We start from the raw sequence: 22154 nt of genomic DNA, 5'->3' as shown, positions 1-22154 counted from the left end.
CTAATCAACCAAGAGAAACCTTCAAACTGCTTGGTTGTCCCAGATTTCCCTGAAAAACCACACCGCGTTGATTCGCTTGTAGATGGCGTAAAATCTTGTAAATTGCTTCAACTTGGTCGGCTGCGCCCACTTTATCAGCAATTTGCTCTAAAGATAAGGCTGTTTTCTCTTTTTGTAGTAATCCAACCACTTTGGTTTGCAAATCAAGAATAGCAGCAGCAGCTTTCTTACCTGCTTCTACACCCGGTTGATGGTAAGCATTAATGTTGACCAAACTAGCATAGAAACCCACAGCACGTTCATACAAAGCAATTAAAGCCCCTACTGTACGGGCGTTAACTTGGGAAATCGTGACTGTAATAGAATCACGTTGATTTTCATACAATGCTTGACGAGTTCCTTGCAGAAAACCGGATAGATAATCACCAGATGTTACACCAGGGTCGATTTCTGGCGATGGGCCGTTACGGTCTTCCAAAACTTCGATGAGGGTAGCAAAGAAATTAGGTACACCTTCGCGCAACTGCTGGACGTAAGCGTGTTGGTCTGTTGAGCCTTTGTTACCATAAACGGCAATACCCTGATAAACAGTTTTACCGTCTAAATCTTTTTCTTTACCTAAAGATTCCATGACTAGCTGCTGTAGGTAACGGCTAAATAACAGCAAGCTGTCCTTGTAAGGTAGGACTACCATATCTTTTTCGCCCTTACCGTTACCAGAGTAATACCAAGACAAAGCCAGTAACGCCGCCGGGTTCTTTTTCACATCTGGGACGCGGGTAGCGTCATCCATCTCTTTCGCACCTTCTAGCATGGCACGAATGTCGATGCCTTGTAATGCCGCAGGAACTAGCCCCACAGTAGACATTTCTGAGGTACGTCCACCCACCCAGTCATACATGGGAAATCTAGCTAGCCAGCCTTCTGATTTGGCTAATTTGTCTAGGTTGCTATCGGCGCTAGTAATAGCTACTGCATATTGGGCAAAGTCTAAGTTTTGTCCAGCATAGGCTTTTTTGACTTCAATCATACCGTTGCGGGGTTCTGGTGTACCTCCAGATTTGGAGATGACTAAAACCAAGGTGCTAGCGAGATGATTACGCAATTGGGTAAGAATGCGGTCAATACCTGCGGGGTCAGTATTGTCGATAAAGTGAATTTTGAGCGGGGGAAATTCCGGGGAGAGGGCTTCAGCGACAAACTGAGGGCCGAGGGCGGAACCACCAATACCAATGGAAATGATATCTGTGAAGCGGTTTGCTTTGGGAGGATGAATTGCACCCGTTTGCACTTTTTCTGCAAAGGCTTCGATTTGTTCTAGGGTTTGAACAATTTCCTGTGTAAGTTCTGGTGTAGGCGCTAAGTCTGGGTTGCGTAGCCAATAGTGTCCCACCATGCGGTTCTCGTCGGGATTGGCGATCGCACCCTTTTCTAATTCCGCCATATCCGCAAACGCTTTGTCAAATTTCGGCAGCAACGACTCTACGAAGGCATTATCAAAACGCATCCGACTGACATCTAGGTACAGTCCTAGTCCCTCGTGGAAATATAACCATTCTTGGTATCGTTGCCAAAGTGCCTTCGCATCCATAGGGAAATCTCTAGTAAAGTGTCCTTCAAAAACAAGTGTAATGTAAGGTTAGAGCCATCCCTGCTTAGTCTTATACAGTTTTAAGTGTTGAAAATTTCTTCACCTCAAACATCCGGCATAGGTATGACCCGTAGAAATTTTACAATCTCACCCCTGATTTCTATGCCAACTAAATAATTATCTATAGTAAACCGATGAAAGATCCCTTCTTCATCCAACTGACGCAATTCAGGCAGATAATGTAAAGGCCACTTTTGGGCAAACTCAAAAAACACAAAATCATATACTCGCTGATAAGCAACAGGTTCTAAACTTTTCAGGTCTATTAAAAACGACCTAGCATAACGTGTTTCTACACTCACTGGAGTCACCTTAATAGGGGTTGGGGACAGTTGACAGTTGACAGTTGTCAGTTGACTGGGACGCAAACTATATTATTTTCCCAATCTTTAACAGTGAACAGTGAACAGTTATCAGTTAAATACGTTGGTGAAACACCACACCAATTGGTGGAAGGCTTAGGGAGGCGCTTTTTTATCCCCCAGCATACGCCTTGGCTGACTGATAACTGATAACTGATAACTGATTCAATTCCCAGTACTCAATCACCTCTACACAAACATCAACATCCGTATTGCTTCTTCCTGAGTTAAGATGTCCCACGGTTGCTGCGATCGCTTAACTTGTTGTATGGCATCTAACATATAAAAGTCACAATGTAAAGCGTGAATATCATGCCATACACTTTCAAGTTCTTCATCGCTTAACTGCTCAATTAAGTGATGGATTCTAATTCTCAGTAAGTTCATAGTTCAGTTTTGTATAGTCAAATATAGTCAGACATGGCTTTCTATGGACTGCCACTTCGTTCACAAAACTTTTAAGGTATCTAAAATGGGGTCAAGCTTTTGGCTTTAAAACCAGATAGATTTACCCGAATTGGGTCAACTAAAACCTCTCTATTCCCTGTCTGGAAAGCATGGGGAAATTCTTTGACCAGTATGTTGTAACTGGCGTTGACATCAGCATTGCACAACCGTCCTGCTTTTGTCCTGTACAACCCCCTAAATATTCTCCTTCCAGATGGTTGCCAGTTTTTTGGTTTACTCCCATACTCAGGAATAAAATCCCCATCAAGAAAGCTGGATTGACTGGTGTAGGATTCTTCCCGAACAATCACTTCAATACCCACTTCTTTACCTTTATAAGTGAGCATATCAATTAGCTGTCCATGTGGGATGGAAACAAAGGACTGATTATTTTTGCCACCGATGTTAACACCACGCTTCCAATCAGGATTTTCACCGATAACTAACTTCGTCACTCCCAGGTGTTTAAGCAACTGGATCACATAACTAGATGCGCGGTGCAAATAATTTTTGACTTTCAAGTTACGTTTAGTCGTTAAATGCTGAATCCTTTGAGAAGTTATAACTTGGCTGCGGCGTTGCAATGTCGCACGTTTTTTGTTGAAGAATTGATTGATACTTTTTACTGGACGACCGTTAACGAGAACAGGTTGAAACCCTGGCACATTTGATGTCATCGCCATTAAGTTATCAATCCCCAAATCAATCGCGGCAATATTTTGTGTGTTTTGACTGGCTAATTCATGCTCATTTACCTCGTAAACTATTTCTAGAACATAATGGTCAATCTTGGGGACAATTCGAGATTGACAATACTGCGACTGTTCAATGTGAGTATCAAAACAGTAATCAATGTTGCTGAGTTTGATTTGCCCAGAATCCTGAAAAACTTTTTTTGAAGTTGACTGCTCACTGAAAATTAAAACACAGCGTCCATCTTTTGGCTTATATCCAGGGATTTTTGGTCTGCCTGTAAAACCAGTATTATCTGATTTATACAAGGCGATCGCTGCAAAGTACCCCTTCCAAGATTTATCTAACAATCTTAAGACTTGCTGCGCCACCTTTGCTGGCAATGCTTTGTATTGCTGTGTTGGTTGCATTAATTTGTCCATCTGATTGTCAGACGGCACACCATGTCCATACAAGAATGATTGCCGAATGCAGTAGTTAGCAGCGTTCCATAGGTTTTTCGCAGCAAATGACATTACATCTATCTGCTCCCACGCTTGATGGCTTTTCTTGATAATTCTCTGCTCTACTAACTGCATTGCGCTATGCTTAATGTCTGTACAAATGGTAACACACAATGAGAGACAAAAGGTTAGTTGTCAGAGTAACAGAATATGAATTGTTACAACTGCAACAGGAGGCAGATCGCCGAGGGGTTTCCAGTTCTGATGTAGTTAGAGCGTGGATTGCACAATTACCAAAGCCAAAAAAGACTACATCTGACTAGACTTGAATATATTTTCAGTAAAGTTTTTCAATACATTCTCTGTATTACCCAAAACACAAACATATTGTTCCCAAAAATTGGCGATACTTAACGGTAATATATTTCAGTCGCGTCGGGATAAAATGTCGGGGACTGGGGACTGGGGACTGGGAGATGGGGGAGATGAGGGAGTGGGGGGAGATGAGAGAGAATAACTTGTGACTGTGGACTATGGACTATTGACTAATGACCTATGATTGAATATCTAATTTTTCTAGCAATTTCTACAGCAACTTTTGCCCTGTTTAGTTTGGGACTCAACTTACAGTGGGGTTTTACAGGGTTAATTAACTTTGGTCACATCGCTTTTATGACGTTGGGTGCTTATACTACAGTTTTGTTAAGCCTCAAGGGTGTGCCTTTATTGATATCGGCTATTGTTGGCGCGGTTGCTGCGGCTTTGTTGGGGCTGGTGATTGGTTTTGCTACTTTGCGTCTGCGGGAAGACTATCTAGCCATTGTCACCATTGGGACGGGGGAACTAATTCGTTTGGTGGTGAATAACCAACAGTTACCTGTGGGTGATACTTGGGTAGATGGGGCTTTTGGGGTGCAAAGTTATCGTATCCCTTTCTTCACTCCACCAAGTTTATTTTTCCGCCTGTTGATGATTGGGCTTTTAACGTTGCTGTTTGCTGTGACAGTGTTTTCGTTGTGGCGTTGGATCAGTAGCGCCCGAAAATCACGTATTACTGATGCGGCGGTTTATAAGACTGGTAGTCAACAAGAGTTTGCCTCTCGTTTGGGTGTAGGTATTATTTTAGGGTTATTAGCAACGGCAATTTATATTTCTGGGGTCATCACACTTTATAATTACATCCCCAAAGCTGGTTTAATGCTTGTCTCGTTGTTGGTGTTAGCGTTTGTATTTTGGCGCTTGGAATATTTGGTGCGATCGCCTTGGGGTCGTGTACTCAAAGCTATCCGCGAAGATGAAGAAATACCTAGAGCGATGGGGAAAAATGTCTTTTGGTATAAGCTCCAGTCTCTCATGTTGGGTGGGGCGATCGCCGGGGTCGCCGGGGCTTTTTTTGCTTGGCAACTCAGCGCTATTTACCCTGATAATTTCCAACCACAACTCACTTTTGACTCTTGGATTATGGTGATTTTAGGGGGTTCTGGTAATAATATTGGCACTATTTTAGGTGCTGTAATATACTTCGCTTATGATGCAGTGACTCGTGAGCTTTTACCGCGAATTATTCCCCTAGATGAAGCGCGTTTAGGTGCATTCCGTATCATGGTAATTGGTTTAATTTTAATGGTGCTGATGATTTGGCGACCTCAAGGTATCTTAGGGAAAAAGGAGGAACTTACCCTTGGCAAATGATCAGTCATCCCCACTTCCATTATTAGCAGCTAGCGGACTTTGTAAAAGTTTTGGCGGAATTCAAGCTGTTAAAGAAGCCAGCATCGAAGTTAGACAAGGTAGTATCACGGGTTTAATTGGGCCTAATGGTGCTGGTAAAACTACTTTATTTAATCTTCTTTCAAACTTCATTCGCCCAGATAAAGGACGTGTGATTTTTGATGGTGAACCCATTCAGCATTTACAACCACATCAAATCGCCCAACAAGGGTTAGTACGTACTTTTCAGGTGGCGAGAACCCTTTCTAAGCTGTCGGTGTTAGAAAATATGTTACTAGCCGCCCAAAAACAAACAGGGGAGAATTTTTGGCAAGCACAGTTACAACCCCATGTGGTAGCGAAAGAAGAAAAGCAATTGCAAGAAAGAGCCATGTTTCTGCTAGAATCTGTAGGATTAGCGAAAAAAGCTGACGACTATGCTGGCGGTTTGTCTGGGGGACAACGCAAGCTGCTAGAAATGGGTAGGGCTTTGATGACTAATCCCAAGTTGATTTTGCTAGATGAACCAGCAGCCGGAGTTAACCCCAGATTAATCGATGATATTTGCGATCGCATCCAAGCCTGGAATCGGGAGGGTATGACCTTTCTGATTATCGAACATAATATGGATTTGGTCATGTCCTTGTGCGATCGCGTTTGGGTACTGGCTGAAGGACAGAATTTAGCTAACGGAACCCCGGCTGACATTCAAACTAATTCCAGAGTTTTAGAAGCCTACCTGGGAAAATGATTGATCTAATCAGCCAAGTTAAAGGTAAGGTAAATTACCGAAAATGGGAAAAATCACTCCAGTAGAAGTAGTTTTTTTCACAAAACTGTGAGAAATTCAATAAAAGTAAAAAATCTTGACTTATTTCTCCAAAAATACTGACGACTAAAAAAAATGCAGTTAACCTAAGAAGATAACAGCAATAAAGCAGTTGCCAGATAGATTATTTTCAGCCTGTTCTTTACTCTCTGCTGTAACTAACCCTCACTTGGGAACCTAAAAAAAGTGAATAGCGATCGCCAGTACCCCAGTTCAATAGAAATACCAGAAATCAACCGATATATTCAACAGGCTTATACTCGTTTTGCCCAAGGAGATATCGAAGGAGCGATCGCGCATTTTCATGCAGCAATATTTCTTCATCCCAACTGTGCAGAACTTTACACCGCAAGAGCGCAGTTTCGCAAGAAAAATTTAGGTGACTATCACGGGGCATTAGAAGATTATACTCAAGCAATTTATATAAATCCTCGTAACGCCTTCTATTATTATTGGCGCAGTCAAACTTATCAAGAACTGGGTAATCAGCAAAAAGCCATTGAAGATTACAACACCGCTATGAATTTAGCGCCAGAAGGTACTATATACCATATTTTTTGATGCTAGGGAAAGGGTAAAGGGGAAAGACTGTCTCCTCATATCCCTGTTCCCCTCCAGGGAGCAGGGTGGTTTCATAAAGAAAAAGAAAAATTTATAAGTTCTGATTTCTGGTGTTGTAGCAGAGATTTTGCTTTCAAGGGTAGGTTTTTTGAAGAATCAGATGTTAATATATATAGCTTCTTCCCTGAATCTTGGAGAAGCCCCACCGCTTTCTCTTCTGCTTAAACAAAAAACCTGCCCTTGAAAGTCACTCCCCACTCCCCACTTCCATGCTCTCCGAAGTTCATTACCTGATACGCTCAAAAGCTGATGGTCGTTATTTAACTGCTCGTCCTAGTGAGGACACATCAGGTTATTTGCTGTTGTTTAGAGAACATTTTGATGCTTTAAGCTATCTCAACACCCATGCAGCAGATTTAGCAAATCGCTTCACTGTCGAATCTCTTCCGGGTACACAGTTGGGAGGCTTGCTGAAACGCTGGGGTTTTACAGGTGTCGCTGTTGTTACAGATCCTTTAGTACCTAAAGTAGAGTTTTTGCAGCATAGTTAGAGGAAGAGGGGGAAAGGGGAATAATTTATTACCACGTCATGTGGAAAAGCTAACTTCAAACCTAACCCCCCCAGTTAGTAGGGTGCGTCAGGGTAAATATTTTTTTGGTGTAGCAAAGGTTTGTCAAACTGACACACCCTACATTTTGAATATTTTTGATCTGGAAGTCCCTAATTTCCGTTAACTAACCCTTTTTCCCTATACTTTCACTGTTGACTATGGACTATGGACTATGGACTAATGACTAATGACCAATGACCAATGACCAATGACCAATGACTATTACTAATCTATTTACAGCCGGTGGTGTGGTTATGTGGCCACTGCTGGCGTTTTCTTTATTAGCAGTGGCTCTAATTATAGAGCGTGTGATTTTCTGGTTGAGAGTTACGGGGAAGCAAAACCGTGTAGCGCAGGGAGTTATCAAGCTTTATCGTTTAGATGATGTAGTTAGCTCTGTAGAACTATTACGAAATAATGCAGATTTACCCATCGCTCGCATCTTTCTAGCCGCTTTAGAATTAGAGGAGCCAACGCCAGAGGAATTTCGATTAGCTTTAGAAAGTGAAGCTCAAGCGGAAATTCCTGTACTCAAACGCTTCCAAAATATTTTCGACACAATAATCGGTCTGTCACCGTTATTAGGTTTGTTAGGTACTGTTTTGGGTTTAATTAATTCCTTTGCTTCTCTCAATCTTGGTGATGTGGGAGGTACTAAGACTGCTGGTGTAACTGCTGGTATTAGCGAAGCTTTGGTGTCTACTGCAACTGGTTTGATTGTGGCTATTTTTACTCTGTTTTTTGCTAATAGTTTCCGAGGATTATACCAGCGTCAAATTGCCTGGATTCAGGAGTATGGGGGACAGTTGGAATTACTGTACCGCCGTCGTTATGAGCGCAAAGGTAAGCAGGGTTGAATGCCCACACAGAGCATTCTTGATTAGTAATTGTGTCTTATTGTTACTAATTACTAATGTTAACCTGGATGTTTGCTGTAAAATTTTTAATTCTATTAGTTTTTCAAAAATTAAATCGTTTTTGTAAGGTTAGTTTATGAATATCTGGGTAAATGAGCAGATTGATCCATCGGGAATGATTCATGCCTGTATTGCCAGTTGTAACGAATCCCAAGCTCAGGATTGTCATGAGTCTTTTCAGAAGAACTTGACTGAGAATCAAAAAGCATCTGGTTGGGTTGCACGCTTACGAATAGTCGATTCTTGGGAGCAAGTACCAGTTAATGCTTTGAAACTCGACTAGTTGGTAGTGTATAGCCATTAAATGGAAGAGTGTAAATGATTCAAGGTTCGTAGTCAGGACTTTAGTCCTAAAAGAAGGACTAAAGTCCTGACTACGAACTAAATCTTTACAGGGTGGGCAGTGTTCGCCACATCTAGAGTTAATGTGAGATGAGGTTAATGAACGATAAAAAATAGTTTAAAAATTAATAATTTATTGCTTTTTAGGGAAATTTTATAAGTTTTTGGAAGTATTAAGAGTTATCATCAATTCTAAAGAATAAATTAAAAACTTGCGAACACCGAATAAATGTGGTGAACTATCCCAGAATCTATACTGCGGAACAAAGCCGTCCCATTAATTTGGTTGGCAAAAAGGGACAAGCGGTTCAAATTTCTATTCATTCACCCAGTCAGTATATCTGTGCCAACTGCGAACGGATATTACCAGACTGGCAAGAAGAACCTTTATTTTGGGTGGTGATTGTTTTACAACAATCACAATATCCTTTGGTAATCACTACGGCGGAAATTGAGCGAGAAAAGGAACATTTACGAGAAAAGTTTATGCGGTTTGGTTGCGATTTAGCTTTTAATTTACGCGATCGCGGTTACTTAGCAGACCTGATAGATCCCCGCACTGGCTACCCTCTGCTTTCTCGTCCTGGGGAAATTCCCCATAACGATACAGCAGTTGTCAAAGCTTTACTTAATTACCCAGTCTTAAAAAATAAGTGTTGTGTGCTAGTTCATCCCACTTGGGGAACGGCTGTTTATCCCAGTATTTTTATCTGTGCCGCACCCCCTATGATTGTAGAGTGGGAGATTAAAAACATAGCATCTATGCACGGGTGGCAAGAAGTTACAGAAGGTTCAGTGGTCAGTAGTCAGGGCTAAAGACTAGTAAGCAAGTAAATTGATAAACTGATAATCAAATCTATTTCCTAACCTGTAACCTGTAACCTGTAACCTGTTACCTCTAACCAATGGAAGCTCAAACAATCGACATCTTTGATGGTGCTGCTGTTTACTTTCCTCTGATGAATGGGAGGTATGAAGTTAAACCAGGGATGCTACCTTTTGGCTGTGATTTAGGTAATGGTCAAGCAGATAAGCAGATATTTCAGATTGATGATAATTTTCATAATTACAGACAAGCTAAACTTTTAGCCCGTGGGGAAAGGTTGAGTAAATATTACCAGACTTGTAATTATAGTCAGGCTGTAGCAGGTGCGATCGCTCGTTTAATTATTCAGCGTCTCATTCACGAACACCCACAAAATTTTGAGTTTCAACAAACGGCTAACACCTGCAAATTCCACAGTCATTTGACTCAAGAAACTCTCTACCTTAATTCAGACTGGGAGTTAGAAAGGGTTTCGGCTGAAGATAATCCTGTATTCCCCAGTTATATCTCAACCCTTGACGCTTTAGCCGCACAGATACAAGAAGACTTAACGGTAATTTGTCGTCACGCTGATGGTAGCAACTGGCTAAGTGCAGTGCATCTATGTTATCCCAACCATTGGTCAGCCGAGGAAAAAATTGGCAGAGATTTTGCTGCAATTCATGCACCTGTCGCTGGGATGGAAAGAATTAATCGTCGATCTGAGGCGATCGTCAATACAATGATTGCTAGAGAGCCAACAGTACGCTTTGCTTGGGGTTTGAGTAAGGATACTCGCCTTAACCATCATCCTGAACCACCACCTCATGTATCAGCAAGTCAGTGGCAAGGTAGAAAATTTGATTTAAAATCTCCTAAACTTTATCTACGAATTGAACGCCAAGTTATTTGGGGATTACCAGAGTATAACACGGCAATATTCACAATTCGCACTTATTTCCGTGATTGTAGCGTTATTAAGCAAAACTTAGTTTTACGCTCTAAGCTGTATGCGGCTATTGAATCTATGACAGCAGAATCACTTATTTACAAAGGTTTGGTAGAGAGTCGGGACAGTATTTTGCAGTGGCTGAGGTAGGGGACAGGTGACAGGGGACAGGGGACAGGTTCAAAACCTGCTGAATATAAAGATTTTGTGATTCATCAATGTCCTAACCTATGTGGCTACTGCTATATCTGGCATTTTTTCATTAAGCCGATGGTGGGCAATTTCCACATATTTCTATCACCTGGTAGATAGGCTAAGAAAGGGGTGCGAGACAAAAGTTACATCATCAGGACTTACGCACCAAGGTTATCTGTTGAGACAGGGTGTAGGGGGGTAAGGGTGTAAGGGTGTAAGGGTTTTAAAGATTTACACCCCTATACCCCTCTCTTACAAAGTTCTGATCGCCGGAAACCGGCGCTCAGACTTTGCGCTATACCCCTATACCCTTGCCCAAACCCTTGATTTTTCGTTTTTATGCGTAAGTCCTAATCATGCTGCAAAATAGTTGCATAAGTATATTGACAAAATACAGTCATTTTTGGAAAGTCTTGCCAGATTCGAGTATGTTTAAATTTTAGTATCAAGTCAAATTTATCTCTTAAATAAAAACTCAGTTAATTATGCAGCCAAATTCTTCCACACAAATTCAGCAAGTCGCCAATATTTTAGCGGAATCTTTTATTGATGACCCTAGTTTCTCTTTTGTTTTCGGCGATAATCACCATAGAGTCGGTGTTTTAAATGCTTTCTTTGAGATGTTTGTCGCTGATGCAATGCAGCGAGGTAAAATCGTCATAGCACCAGATGAACAAGGTGCTTGTATTTGGTATCCGGCAGAAGTCGAAATTTTTAATGAGCAATTTGAAGAGATAGTCAGCAAAATTATTAATATCCTCTCAGAATTAGCTGGGAAAGAATCAGGGAAACGCTTTGAAAGTTTAATTGAAAAAGTCGGTAAAAGTGAACCAACGCAGAGGCATTGCGAGGTATTTTTTATTGGGGTGAAACCATCTGCACGAGGTAAAGGAATAGGCAAGAGTTTGATAAAACCTGTGATCGATTACGCTGATACAAATCAAGTAGATTGTTATCTTGTTTCTTCCAATCCTCGCAATATTTCATTTTACGAGCGACATGGGTTTCAGAAATATTGCCCAATTGAAATTAGTAGTTCTTATTCAATGACTGGGATGTGGCGCAATTTCGTGAATAGATCAGAAAGCTAGTCCCTAGTCTCCTCAAATATTTTTCGGTTTACGCAACTGCTGAGAACCAATAGGGCCGAGGAGTTGGTTGAGGTTTTGCAGTTGTTCGGCTGTTCCCATGCAAATGAGGGTATCTCCAGGCATTAGTATTGTATCTCCGGTGGGGCCGCCGATGAGAGTACCATCGAGGCGGCGAATGGCGAGAACTAAGGCTCCAGTTTGCGATCGCAATTTCGCTCTTTGTAAGCTCTGACCGACAAAGGGACAAAATGCCGGGTCAAGTAAAAATTCTTCCATGTACAGTTGCCGGTCTGCACCTGTGAGAATCCCATCTACAAAGTCTAAAACCTGTGGTCTGAGAGCAGCAGCCGCCATGCGCTTACCGCCAGTGATATAGGGGGAAATCACGGCATCAGCACCGCCGCGTTGTAATTTTTGTAGGGCTTCTTCCGTACTGGCTCTGGCGATCGCTCTAATTTTTGGGTTGAGTGTTTTCGCTGATAAAACTGTGTATAAATTCTCGGCATCTGAAGGCAAAGCAGCAACTAGACAAATTGCCCGCTCAATGCCCACCTTAAGCAAGGTATCATCAAGAGTTGCGTCACCTTGATAGACGACGTAGCCTTCATTTTGCGCCCTTTCTACTGAGTCTGTTTCGGAATCAATGACGACAAATGGTACACCTTCTGCCCGAAATTCCTTCGCAATTTGACGACCAGTTCGACTAAATCCGCAGATTATATAGTGTTCTGATAGGGATGCCATTAACCGCCTCTGTTGCCTTAAGCGTATTCCTTGTTGAAAGTAACCCTGAATAACCGCTTCCGTAAACCTGTTGACAATGTAACTGATATTGACTAGACCTAACAAAATTAGGGCAATAGTAAACAAACGTCCTCGACTACCAAGAGGGCGTGTCTCGCCAAAACCTACCGTAGCTAAGGTAATGACGGTCATATAAGCCGCATCTTCCCATGACCAACCCTCTACGAATATGTACCACAAAGTGCCAATGAGGAAAACACCACCGAGTGCGATCACCCCGGCCATTAACTCTTTTTGGATACGTTGGTATTTTTGCTCAAGAGTTGAATACAAAGTTATTTTCCATCACTAATATAATTACAACTGACGCAATAAGAGTCTGTGTTTTGACAGGGTGTGGGGGTGTAAGGGTGTAAGAACTTCAAAGCCCCATACCGTTATACCCCCAGATAGTGCTAATAATGTTAAGCTCAAGAGATAGTAGAAAACAAAATAAATAAAAAGTTATCTTTAAGAAACTCTAGGAAACTAGTTAAGTAAGTATACAATCATTAATTTGCAAAAGGAGCGTTAGTGAGCCTACAAACTCTACTTGAGCAAGCCACGAACTCCCCAGAGTCAGGTTCTGCTGCATCTAGCCCTTTTAGTACAGATAGCTTTGACGCATCTGTAATGTCTACCTATGCCCGGTTTCCCCTCGCCCTAGAACGGGGTGCAGGTTGCCGAGTCTGGGATACTCAAGGCAGAGAATACCTAGACTTTGTAGCGGGGATTGCCACTTGTACGTTAGGACACGCCCATCCAGCTATGGTGGAAGCGGTGAACCGCCAAATTCAGAAACTGCACCATGTTTCTAATTTGTATTACATTCCCGAACAAGGTGAATTAGCCCAATGGATTATTGAACACTCTTGTGCCGATCGCGTATTTTTCTGTAACTCTGGCGCGGAAGCCAACGAAGCAGCGATCAAACTAGCGCGTAAATATGCTCATACAGTTCTAGAGATTGACAAGCCTATTATCTTAACAGCTCATGCCAGCTTTCACGGTCGGACTTTGGCAACTATCACGGCTACTGGGCAAGCAAAATACCAGAAATATTTTGACCCCCTAGTACCCGGATTCCATTATGTACCTTACAACGATATTGGCGCAATAGAAACAGCCATTAGCGAGTTAGATGAGGGGGATTATCGCGTCGCCGCAATTCTGATCGAACCACTACAAGGGGAAGGCGGCGTTCGTCCAGGTGATGTGGAATATTTCCAAAAGCTGCGGCAAATTTGCAATGAAACTGGCATTTTGTTGATTTTCGATGAAGTGCAAGTGGGGATGGGACGCAGTGGTAAGTTATGGGGTTATGAACATCTGGGTGTAGAACCAGATATTTTCACCAGTGCTAAGGGTTTGGGTGGTGGTATCCCCATCGGGGCGATGATGAGTAAGAAATTTTGTGATGTGTTCCAACCTGGAGAACACGCCAGCACCTTTGGCGGGAATCCCTTTGCTTGTGGGGTGGCGTTGGCTGTGTGTCAAACCTTGGAAAGAGAGAATATTTTGCAGAATGTGCAAGATAGAGGGGAACAGTTGCGGAATGGATTAAGTGCGATCGCTGCTAAATATCCTCATCATTTTACCGAAGTGCGCGGTTGGGGTTTAATTAACGGTTTGGAATTACAAGCAGACATCCAGCTAACTGCTGCTGATGTAGTCAAAGCAGCCATCAATGAAGGCTTATTGCTAGTTCCCGCCGGGCCAAAGGTCATTCGCTTTGTACCGCCGTTAATTGTGACAGAGGCGGAAGTAAACACTGCTTTGCAAGCTTTGGAAAAAGCTTTAGCTAGTTTGACGGTGTAAGTTATGAATTAGTAATAATAACCGCCGATAAACGCCGATAAACGCCGATGAATTATCTGTGTGTATCGGCGTTTGACTTCTAATTATTGCTGTTACTTCCGCGCTGATTATTGGATACATTCCCTAATTTTTATTTACCTTTTTTACTATATTTTGGCATACCAGCTACTTAAGATACTTACCTATTTTGATTTGCTATTACAAAGCTTTTAATAGGGTAAAACAATGTTTTTATTTCTGTAAATAATTCAGTAGTACCTGTATGTTCTTGGTTGTAAGCTAATTTTTCTAGTTTGTCGGCTGCTAAATATATAGTTGTGGCTCCAATATTAGCACTAGCTCCTTTAATATGATGAGATTGTTGAGTTAGTAGTTGAAAATCATGAGCAGATATCGCGACTGCAATAAATTCTAGACGGGGTTCCACATCTTCCACAAACAATCCTAACAATTGCATTTCAAACTCAGCATCATTATCGGAAATTTGATGCAATTGATGCCAATCAATTGGTAGATTATACATATCAATTATTTCTGGTATATCACCTGTGTTTCCTAATGGAATATTTTCTCTTCCTGATAAGATAAATTTACTCCACTTATCTAATGTTGTTGCCAGATTTTCTTTAATGAGAGGCTTACTTAAATAGTCATTCATTCCTACATCTAGGCACATTTGTTTGTCTTCTTTCATAGCATTAGCAGTCATCGCAATGATTATAGGACGACGATGGTTAGCGAAGGAACTCTCTTGTCGAAGACAAATTTCTTGTGTAGTTTTCCATCCGTCGAGGACTGGCATTTGACAATCCATCAAAATTAAATCGTAAGGAATTATTTCTAATAGTTGTAAAACTTCCTGACCATTAGCGGCTACATCGGCATGATAGCCAAGATTTTGAAGTTGCTTCAAAGCTACTTTCTGATTTACTATATTATCCTCAGCTAGTAAGATTCTGATTTTATTAGAGTCGTTAGTAGAGTTTTCATATTCTTTACCTGCTTTTAAATTCTGATTCATAAATCTAAATTTTTCTTGTTTTAGTTCATTTCTAATTGTTAAAATATTCATGATAGTATCAAACAACCGTGATGCCTTAATGGGTTTGATTAGGTAAGCAGCAAATCCTATCTCTAGTGCTTGATGCACTTCATTTCTCTGATTAGAAGAAGTAAGTATAACTAAAGGCGTTTCGGCAATAGTTACATTAGATTTAATTTTTTCTCCTAATTCTAAGCCATCTGTTTGGGGCATCTGCATATCAATCAAAACAACATCATAAGGCTTATTTTGCTGATAGGCTGTGTGCATAGCTTTCAGGGCAGCATCAGCACTATCTGCTTGATCAACTTGGATTCCCCAACGAGTAGCTTGATGGTAAATAATTTTGCAATTAGTGGCATTGTCATCAACAACTAACAAACAGCAACCACTGAGTATTCCGTCCTCATTAATTTTAGGCATAGGCTCTTGTTGCTTGGCAAAAGGAATCTCAAACCAAAATTTAGTCCCCTTGCCTAACTGACTTTCCACCCCAATTTCTCCTGCCATCAAGGTGACAAGTTGCTTGCATATAGCCAACCCCAAACCAGTACCGCCATACTTGCGAGTAGTAGAAGCATCCACTTGTGTGAATGGGGTAAACAATTTGTGTTGATCTTCAGGACTAATGCCCAGTCCAGTATCTGTGATAGTAAAGCGAATATTGGCTGTAGTGGTAGTTTCCCACCGCAATTCTGCTCTTATTATCACTTCACCAATACTGGTGAACTTGATAGCATTACTAATCAAATTCATGAGAATTTGTTTTAGACGATTAGCATCTCCTTGTAAGTAAGTTGGCACATGACGATAAATCAAGGCGGCAATTTCTAATCCTTTTTTATGAGCTTGAGGAGCTAATAAATCTAATACCTCTTCTATACAAGTAGATAAATCAAAATTAAGGGTTTCTAGGGTCATTTCTCCAGCTTCAAGTTTGGATAGATCCAAAATCTCGTTAATCAAGCTTAAAAGAGCATCGCCACTAATCCGAATTGTCTCCATAAAATCTTGCTGTTCTGGGTTAAGAGGAGTTTCCAACATCAAACCAGTCATCCCCAATACAGCATTCATAGGAGTACGGATTTCATGACTCATATTAGCCAAAAAAGCACTTTTAGCTTGAGATGCTAACTCTGCCTGACGACGAGCCGCTTCTAATTCTTGTCGTTGTTGAGTTTCTACTTTTAGTAGTTGAGCTTGGGCTATGGCAATGCCTACTTGGTCAGCTATTTGCCGTAAAAGATGAGTTTCAAAACTTGACCATTGGCGCAAAGAGATACACTGATGAACAATCAATAAACCACGAAGTTCTTCTTTGACAAGAATAGGTATGACTAGATTGGCTTTAACCCCTAGTTTTTGCAATAATTCTAGATGACTTTGTTGAATACCGAGTAAATCTAATTGAGCGATCGCACTAATTTGTTTTTGTCGATACTGTTGTAAGCAGTATTGTTGTTGATATTCGGCTTGCAAGTAAGGATCAGCAATATTTTGTGCTTTAATTTCTGGCAAACCTGCAACTACTGCTTCTATCAAAATGCTTCCAGAATCATCTGGTGAGAGCTGATAAATTAACACTCGGTCAGTTTGGAGAATTTTTTGCACCTCTTTGACAGTAACTTGCAAAATTTCTTCAATTTGCAAAGACTGGCGAATCTTGAGGGTGATTTCTGTAAATAATTGCGATCGCAAGTTTTGGCGTTGCAATTCCTCTGTTGCTTGTTTGCGCTGAATAAACTGCCCTACTTGTTCGCCAATCGAGTCCATGATTTTGGCTAAATCTTGGTCATAATGCTGAATCTGACGGCTAAAACAAGTAATCACTCCCAGAATTTTGTTTTCACTGCGAATGGGAAAACCAAAAGCGCTATGCAGTCCTACTTTTTGAGCAAACTGGTTGCGTAAAAATTGGCGATCGCTCACGACATCAACTAGCCAAACAGGTTCACCACTAGCCCAAATATGACCAGGTAGCCCAACTCCAGGCGCAAATTTTATTTCCTGACTCAGTTTTTTAAACTCGTCTATCTCCAACGATGTACAATGCCACAAATCAAACAAACTGAGTATATTTGCTTGCTGATTTACCATCCAAATTTCACTCACATCCCATCCTAAACTTTCACAAATGGCTTGGAGTATTTGGGGTGTAGCTTCAATGATGGTAGTAGACTCTGCTAAGACACGAGTAATAGCATATTGTGCGGTAAGATGCTTTTGTGAACGTTTTCGCTCTGTAATATCTATACCTGTAGCAATAATATATTCCACAGAGCCTTCGGGGTCTTGAAGAATAGTATTTGACCAAGCAATTAATCGTAGGCTACCATCTTTAGTTCGCCAATAGTTTTCATAGTTGTGCGAGATGGGAGTAGTTTTACCTGCTCTTAACTGTTCAAAACTTGCTTTAACTGGCTCTACTTCTTCAGGAAGTAAAAATAAATTCCAAAAATATCTGCCCCTCACCTCATCGAAAAAATAACCAGTGATTTGCTCACAAGCTTGATTGAAGCGAACAATTTCTCCTTGTGGGTTAATGACTACAACTAAAGCGCTGACTGTATCTAGCACGGCGGAAATGAAATTACGTTCTTCTTGAAGCGTATCTTCTACAGTTCTTCGCTGAGTCAATTCACGATAAATTAAATGATAAATGACAGCTAAGATTAAGCCACTTGAGCAGATAGCGATCGCTATTAGCCAAATTGTATTTTTAGCACTGGCTTGGACAATTACTGATTGCTGTTGCAGTCTTTCCTTTTCCTTTTGTTCCATATCATAGATGACCTGGCGGATATCATCCATCAAATCTTTGCCCTGATGTGTCAGGACGATTTGCAATGCTGCATCAAATCCTTTCTGCTGACGCAACTCAATAGTTCGCTTGAGTTCACCAAGTTTAGCTATTAATAGAGGTTTGAGTACATCAATCTTTTTTTGTTGAGATTCATCAACTGTTAAATTTCTCAGCTTTTCAATTTTTTCTTCTACCTTTGCCTGCGCTGTTTGATAAGGTTGAAGATATCTTTCTTTTCCAGTCAAGATGTAACCATGTTGTCCTGTCTCAGCATCTTTTATTTGGGACAGTAAGGCTTCTAAAGTATTGATTGTCTCTTGAGTTTTTGTAACTTGATTACTGCTATTAATTAAAATTGTTGTGCTGCGGTAGGAAACTAAGCCAATCAATATTAAAATTAGTGATGCTAATCCAAAGCCACCAGCCACTTTTTGAAAAAAATGCTTACGCATCTTTTCTACTTGCTTGCGCCGATTACTTACTAATACTAAATTTGCCAAGTTGCGCCGTAGTTCCATTAGTTTAAGAACTTGACGACCTAAAATTTGTAAAGCTTCAACCTGTTCAGGAGTTAGTTTTCTGGGTACGTAGTCAACTACGCAAAGTGTTCCCAAAGCATAGCCCTCAGAATTAGTTAAAGGTACACCCGCGTAAAAACGAATATTAGGCTCAGAGGTAACAAATGGATTGGTTGCAAATCTTTCATCGGCTGTAGCATCGGGTATGATAAAAATATCAGATTGGAGAATAGCATGAGCGCAAAATGCTATATCTCTTGGTGTTTCTATTGCATCTACCCCAATTTTTGATTTAAACCATTGACGATGGCGATCAACCAAAGTGACTAACGCAATAGGTGTCCCACAAATATGCGATGCTAAACTTGTGAGGTCATCAAATCCAGCTTCAGATGGAGTATCAAGTATTTTGTATTCTAAAAGTGCTTCAAGTCTCTGTGCTTCGTTATTAGGTAATGGTGCAGTCAAGTCGCTTCGCTCCAATTAAAAATTAAACATTAAAAATTAAAAATTACAATGCCCTTAAGCCAATCATTATATTGCGGGTGACAAGTGCGAATCACATCAAACGCCGCTAGTATCCGACCGATATCTAAACAGGACTTACGCACCAAGGTTATCTGTTGAGACAGGGGGTAAGGGTGTAAGGGTGTAAGGGTTTTAAAGATTTACACCCCTATACCCCTCTCTTACAAAGTTCTGATCGGAGGAAGCCTCTCTACGAGACGCTACGCGAACCGCTCAGACTTTGCGCTATACCCCTACACCCTTGCCCAAACCCTTGATTTTTCGTTTTTATGCGTAAGTCCTACTAAAGCAGACCAACCAATCCCTTTCTCAGTGGGATTGTTATCATAATCAACCATCTGTGCGGTCACTGCGTTATAAACTTTATTTGGTAAGGCATCCTCAAATAGTTTCAAGTTAGCTAAAGTCGTCAAAAACTTATTGAGAAGAGCATCAAAGTCTGCTTGGTCAGTCAGATTCAACCATCGCGCCGCATTTAACGCCATCAAGTAATTACCCATATCCCAAAGCTTACCCGAAGGATAACCCCCAGTCGCATTGGTAAATCCTGTTGCTGGCTGATAATTTTTCACAAAATACTGCCAAGCCGCACGCACGTAAGTTTGTTCTTCAGACGTAAGCGGAGCAGTAATATTACTACAACTACTAGATTGGGATAAAACTGGTGTGGGGATGTAAAACAATAATTGCAGAAATTTTCCCATAAGGAACAATGCAATCCATCTCAGCAACTTTTGTTGATGGTGCTTGAATAGCATAAAAGAAAGAGTTAAGAGAGCTTTTGCGCGATCGCACAGATGATGCTAGTGCATGATATCCGAAAAAACTCGGAACATCAGGGTGAATTACACGGAAATTTTCTCTACTCTTTCTTTAAAGAAGGTATGTATACTTATATCTTGCACCAGCTTCTTATTGACAAAAAAACAGACTGAAAAGCTGATTATATCGTAGGGTGGGCAATGCCCACCAAGTAGTTATTGAGAAGGTGCAAGATTTGAGTATACGGAAGAAATTGATATTCTACCCAAATTAGAGAGTTTGAGTTGAAATTTTCTATATATTTATGACAATTTCGGTAAATAGACTGTTAAGGGTTAGTATATTTTAATCGCTTCTAAAGGCTGAACATCTTGCTATTTATAAAAATCCTCAATTCATGAAATTAACTGATAACCATAAACAATAGACAACAGAGACACCAGTAACAAGATTTATGACAAATAAGATATATCCTTTTATCAAGGAATATCAATTTCCAGTAAATTTTAATAGGTTTTTAGGTATTACATTTAGTCTTACTATACATTCAAGGATTTTCCACATCTGACGCACCCTACCCCAAGTGCCAGTTGCGTAAGTCCTGTTTAATATAAAATGATGTGGAGTAATAGCGATCGCTCAGTTACTTTTGAGTGATTTGTGCCTATATATCGCTTGCTGAAGCAGACAACCTTTCTACAAAACTCTGATGTTCGGCACTAGCTAAACCCTGTTGTAAAACCTCTAAAACCTTAGCTAAATTCCCTTCTATTAAAGCCGATTTATCTAACCATAAACCGGGAAATACCTGAGAACAAAACAAGCCATCAGCATTAGGTTCAAGCTGCACATACTCCCCTTCGCTTAACTTGAACCAGTCAAATTCACCGTCATAAACTCGCCATACTAAATATTCTTGTACTTGATTGCGACGGTAAACTTTCAACTTCTCATGCAAATCAATTGATACACTACTCGCCGCAACTTCCACAATTAACTCAGGCGCACCTTCAATATAGTCATCATCGCTGACAGTTGACTGTCCCCCTTCAAAAATCCTCAATAACGCATCTGGTTGAGGTTCATTATCTGCATCTAGGCGTACAGTTGGGTTATCACCCAACTCAACCCCTGGTGTAGCAGACTCATATACACCTAACCAAGTCATGACGTAAGCATGAGGTTTTCCATGACTTCTAAATCGTAACGGAGATGCCATATAAACAATTTTCTCAATTAGTTCTGCTTTTTTCACCTGCGGCATAGCATCGTAACGACGCTCAAATTCAGGTCTTGTGAGTTTATCGCCGTTTTCCAAAGGTGGAAGGGTTGATACGAGAGTAATAGGCGCATCAGTAAGTTTCATGATTTTCTCACAGCAATTTCACCATTAATCACATTTTGAATTAAATCAGTTATCAGTTACCAGTTATCAGTGAAGAGGCGTATGGTTGGGGATAAAGAAGCGCCAAAATAGGCCTTCCACCAATTGGTGTTGTGTTTCCCCATGAATTTAAGTCGGGGCGGGTTTAGCGGACATATCTGTTTTCCCCATGAATTTCTCAATCAACCCGTCCCTACTTACGGTTCACTGTTCACTGTTAAATATCTACCGGATGCTGCCCATAATAAGGTAAAGCTTCAGACCAATTAGGGCGCTTTCCTTGTTGCCATTCTAAATAGGCAAGTTGCAAAATACTTGTCACCGTTGCTGCTAAACTGGATTTAGCTTCTACTAACTCGTACTCATCTTGCCAGTTAGCTAAAGTTTCTTGCCATGCTTCTGGTGTAAATACTGTATCAACTAAAATAGGTATTAATTCAGTACCATCAGGAGAACGCTGATAAATAGCGGCAAATATCTGCCCTCTTTGTGCTGGCATTTCCACTGCGATCGCTTTCTTATGTTGATTTTTACATATTTCCTGCCAAGCAACGGCTGCCAAAGTAGAAATCCCAAATACAGGAATATTTAATTGTTGTCCTAAAGTCCTGGCAATGACAACACCAATGCGAGTTCCCGTATAACCCCCAGGCCCTTTGGCGACTGCAATAAAAGCCAAATCTGCCCAAGTTTGCGGGGCGATAAACTCAAGTAAATATTGATGTATGTAAGAAGATAAGTCACGCCCTAAATTCCACACTTGAGAGCGAGTTTCGCCAGCAAAATTACTTATTGATAAACCCAATTCAGGGGTAGTAGTATGCAGGGATAAACCGTATGTTTGTGATTTGGTTTCCAATTGGGTAGTCAAAGTAATTACACTATTAATTTTTATATAGGTTACATAATT

At 40.8% G+C, this 22154-nt stretch carries 22 protein-coding genes; 11 read left to right on the top strand and 11 right to left on the bottom strand.

Annotated elements, in window-relative coordinates; translation table 11 throughout:
• Nucleotides 1-4: 4 nt before the first annotated feature.
• The 4 genes from H6G83_RS01795 to H6G83_RS01780 all read right to left on the bottom strand — a co-directional run bounded on the left by H6G83_RS01795 (nt 5) and on the right by H6G83_RS01780 (nt 3731).
• Complete coding sequence (locus H6G83_RS01795; RefSeq protein WP_190466070.1) at nt 5-1591, bottom strand: glucose-6-phosphate isomerase; 1587 nt, start codon at nt 1589-1591, stop codon at nt 5-7.
• Between the two features lie 104 nt (nt 1592-1695).
• The gene (locus tag H6G83_RS01790; protein WP_190466067.1) at nt 1696-1953 is read right to left on the bottom strand and encodes a cytotoxic translational repressor of toxin-antitoxin stability system; all 258 of its coding nucleotides are present in this window, start codon (nt 1951-1953) and stop codon (nt 1696-1698) included.
• A gap of 249 nt (nt 1954-2202) precedes the next feature.
• A complete protein-coding gene (locus H6G83_RS01785; RefSeq protein ID WP_190466064.1) occupies nt 2203-2400 on the bottom strand; it encodes a hypothetical protein in 198 nt (65 codons plus the stop codon).
• A gap of 80 nt (nt 2401-2480) precedes the next feature.
• The gene (locus H6G83_RS01780) at nt 2481-3731 is read right to left on the bottom strand and encodes an RNA-guided endonuclease InsQ/TnpB family protein (RefSeq protein WP_190466062.1); all 1251 of its coding nucleotides are present in this window, start codon (nt 3729-3731) and stop codon (nt 2481-2483) included.
• 38 nt (nt 3732-3769) lie between these two features.
• Between H6G83_RS01780 and H6G83_RS01775 the strand changes: the two genes are divergently transcribed.
• The 10 genes from H6G83_RS01775 to H6G83_RS01730 all read left to right on the top strand — a co-directional run bounded on the left by H6G83_RS01775 (nt 3770) and on the right by H6G83_RS01730 (nt 11606).
• Nucleotides 3770-3919 (top strand): CopG family transcriptional regulator, encoded by a 150-nt coding sequence (locus H6G83_RS01775; protein ID WP_190466059.1) that lies wholly within the window; start codon nt 3770-3772, stop codon nt 3917-3919.
• A gap of 232 nt (nt 3920-4151) precedes the next feature.
• On the top strand, nt 4152-5288 hold the full coding sequence (locus tag H6G83_RS01770; protein WP_190466054.1) for a branched-chain amino acid ABC transporter permease: 1137 nt from the start codon (nt 4152-4154) through the stop codon (nt 5286-5288).
• Nucleotides 5278-6057 (top strand): ABC transporter ATP-binding protein, encoded by a 780-nt coding sequence (locus H6G83_RS01765; protein WP_190466051.1) that lies wholly within the window; start codon nt 5278-5280, stop codon nt 6055-6057. The genes H6G83_RS01770 and H6G83_RS01765 overlap by 11 nt, the downstream gene beginning before the upstream one ends.
• 264 nt (nt 6058-6321) lie before the next feature.
• Nucleotides 6322-6696 carry a tetratricopeptide repeat protein gene (locus tag H6G83_RS36200; RefSeq protein ID WP_190466047.1) on the top strand — a complete coding sequence of 125 codons (375 nt, stop codon included), beginning with the start codon at nt 6322-6324 and terminating at the stop codon, nt 6694-6696.
• A 269-nt stretch (nt 6697-6965) separates the two neighbouring features.
• Nucleotides 6966-7247: a hypothetical protein gene (locus H6G83_RS01755; protein WP_190466044.1), complete on the top strand. Its 282-nt coding sequence runs from the start codon at nt 6966-6968 to the stop codon at nt 7245-7247.
• 275 nt (nt 7248-7522) lie between these two features.
• Nucleotides 7523-8164 (top strand): MotA/TolQ/ExbB proton channel family protein, encoded by a 642-nt coding sequence (locus H6G83_RS01750; protein WP_190466040.1) that lies wholly within the window; start codon nt 7523-7525, stop codon nt 8162-8164.
• Between the two features lie 136 nt (nt 8165-8300).
• Nucleotides 8301-8507 (top strand): glycogen debranching protein, encoded by a 207-nt coding sequence (locus tag H6G83_RS01745; protein WP_190466037.1) that lies wholly within the window; start codon nt 8301-8303, stop codon nt 8505-8507.
• 290 nt (nt 8508-8797) lie between these two features.
• The gene (locus H6G83_RS01740) at nt 8798-9382 is read left to right on the top strand and encodes a methylmalonic aciduria and homocystinuria type D protein (RefSeq protein ID WP_190466034.1); all 585 of its coding nucleotides are present in this window, start codon (nt 8798-8800) and stop codon (nt 9380-9382) included.
• 89 nt (nt 9383-9471) lie between these two features.
• Nucleotides 9472-10470, top strand: a complete 999-nt coding sequence (locus H6G83_RS01735) for a heme-dependent oxidative N-demethylase family protein (protein WP_190466030.1) — start codon at nt 9472-9474, stop codon at nt 10468-10470.
• Between the two features lie 530 nt (nt 10471-11000).
• Entirely contained in the window at nt 11001-11606 is a 606-nt protein-coding gene (locus H6G83_RS01730; protein ID WP_190466027.1) for a GNAT family N-acetyltransferase, read from the top strand.
• Nucleotides 11607-11618: 12 nt separating this feature from the next.
• Here the strand turns inward: H6G83_RS01730 and H6G83_RS01725 are convergent, their stop codons facing one another.
• The gene (locus H6G83_RS01725; protein WP_277876270.1) at nt 11619-12683 is read right to left on the bottom strand and encodes a potassium channel family protein; all 1065 of its coding nucleotides are present in this window, start codon (nt 12681-12683) and stop codon (nt 11619-11621) included.
• A gap of 240 nt (nt 12684-12923) precedes the next feature.
• Between H6G83_RS01725 and H6G83_RS01720 the strand changes: the two genes are divergently transcribed.
• Nucleotides 12924-14207: an aspartate aminotransferase family protein gene (locus tag H6G83_RS01720; RefSeq protein WP_190466022.1), complete on the top strand. Its 1284-nt coding sequence runs from the start codon at nt 12924-12926 to the stop codon at nt 14205-14207.
• Here H6G83_RS01720 and H6G83_RS01715 read toward each other — a convergent pair.
• The 6 genes from H6G83_RS01715 to tsaB form a co-directional block, all read right to left on the bottom strand.
• Nucleotides 14187-14327, bottom strand: a complete 141-nt coding sequence (locus H6G83_RS01715) for a hypothetical protein (RefSeq protein WP_190466019.1) — start codon at nt 14325-14327, stop codon at nt 14187-14189. The genes H6G83_RS01720 and H6G83_RS01715 overlap by 21 nt on opposite strands.
• Before the next feature lie 58 nt (nt 14328-14385).
• Nucleotides 14386-19038 (bottom strand): GAF domain-containing protein, encoded by a 4653-nt coding sequence (locus H6G83_RS01710; protein ID WP_190466015.1) that lies wholly within the window; start codon nt 19036-19038, stop codon nt 14386-14388.
• A gap of 29 nt (nt 19039-19067) precedes the next feature.
• On the bottom strand, nt 19068-19181 hold the full coding sequence (locus H6G83_RS36335) for a DUF3131 domain-containing protein (protein ID WP_206758976.1): 114 nt from the start codon (nt 19179-19181) through the stop codon (nt 19068-19070).
• A 150-nt stretch (nt 19182-19331) separates the two neighbouring features.
• Nucleotides 19332-19802: a DUF3131 domain-containing protein gene (locus H6G83_RS01700; RefSeq protein ID WP_242044384.1), complete on the bottom strand. Its 471-nt coding sequence runs from the start codon at nt 19800-19802 to the stop codon at nt 19332-19334.
• Between the two features lie 722 nt (nt 19803-20524).
• Nucleotides 20525-21226, bottom strand: coding sequence for a Uma2 family endonuclease (locus H6G83_RS01695; protein WP_190466010.1), 702 nt, complete (start codon nt 21224-21226; stop codon nt 20525-20527).
• Between the two features lie 235 nt (nt 21227-21461).
• Nucleotides 21462-22115, bottom strand: a complete 654-nt coding sequence (gene tsaB, locus H6G83_RS01690) for a tRNA (adenosine(37)-N6)-threonylcarbamoyltransferase complex dimerization subunit type 1 TsaB (protein WP_190466005.1) — start codon at nt 22113-22115, stop codon at nt 21462-21464.
• Nucleotides 22116-22154 lie beyond the last annotated feature (39 nt).

The organism is Anabaena azotica FACHB-119, from assembly GCF_014697625.1.
GTDB lineage: Bacteria > Cyanobacteriota > Cyanobacteriia > Cyanobacteriales > Nostocaceae > Trichormus > Trichormus azoticus_A.
The sequence above is the reverse complement of the archived record's forward strand: the minus strand, read 5'-3'. Positions and strand labels throughout refer to the sequence as shown.

Coding starts and splice junctions, on each gene's coding strand:
- H6G83_RS01770 (WP_190466054.1), top strand. CDS start 4,152: ATGATTGAATATCTAATTTTTCTAGCAATTTCTACAGCAACTTTTGCC.
- H6G83_RS01730 (WP_190466027.1), top strand. CDS start 11,001: ATGCAGCCAAATTCTTCCACACAAATTCAGCAAGTCGCCAATATTTTA.
- H6G83_RS01780 (WP_190466062.1), bottom strand. CDS start 3,731: ATGCAGTTAGTAGAGCAGAGAATTATCAAGAAAAGCCATCAAGCGTGG.
- H6G83_RS01785 (WP_190466064.1), bottom strand. CDS start 2,400: ATGAACTTACTGAGAATTAGAATCCATCACTTAATTGAGCAGTTAAGC.
- H6G83_RS01755 (WP_190466044.1), top strand. CDS start 6,966: ATGCTCTCCGAAGTTCATTACCTGATACGCTCAAAAGCTGATGGTCGT.
- H6G83_RS01695 (WP_190466010.1), bottom strand. CDS start 21,226: ATGAAACTTACTGATGCGCCTATTACTCTCGTATCAACCCTTCCACCT.
- H6G83_RS01745 (WP_190466037.1), top strand. CDS start 8,301: ATGAATATCTGGGTAAATGAGCAGATTGATCCATCGGGAATGATTCAT.
- H6G83_RS01700 (WP_242044384.1), bottom strand. CDS start 19,802: ATGGGAAAATTTCTGCAATTATTGTTTTACATCCCCACACCAGTTTTA.
- H6G83_RS01715 (WP_190466019.1), bottom strand. CDS start 14,327: ATGTATCCAATAATCAGCGCGGAAGTAACAGCAATAATTAGAAGTCAA.
- H6G83_RS01735 (WP_190466030.1), top strand. CDS start 9,472: ATGGAAGCTCAAACAATCGACATCTTTGATGGTGCTGCTGTTTACTTT.
- H6G83_RS01775 (WP_190466059.1), top strand. CDS start 3,770: ATGAGAGACAAAAGGTTAGTTGTCAGAGTAACAGAATATGAATTGTTA.
- H6G83_RS01795 (WP_190466070.1), bottom strand. CDS start 1,591: ATGGATGCGAAGGCACTTTGGCAACGATACCAAGAATGGTTATATTTC.
- H6G83_RS01750 (WP_190466040.1), top strand. CDS start 7,523: ATGACTATTACTAATCTATTTACAGCCGGTGGTGTGGTTATGTGGCCA.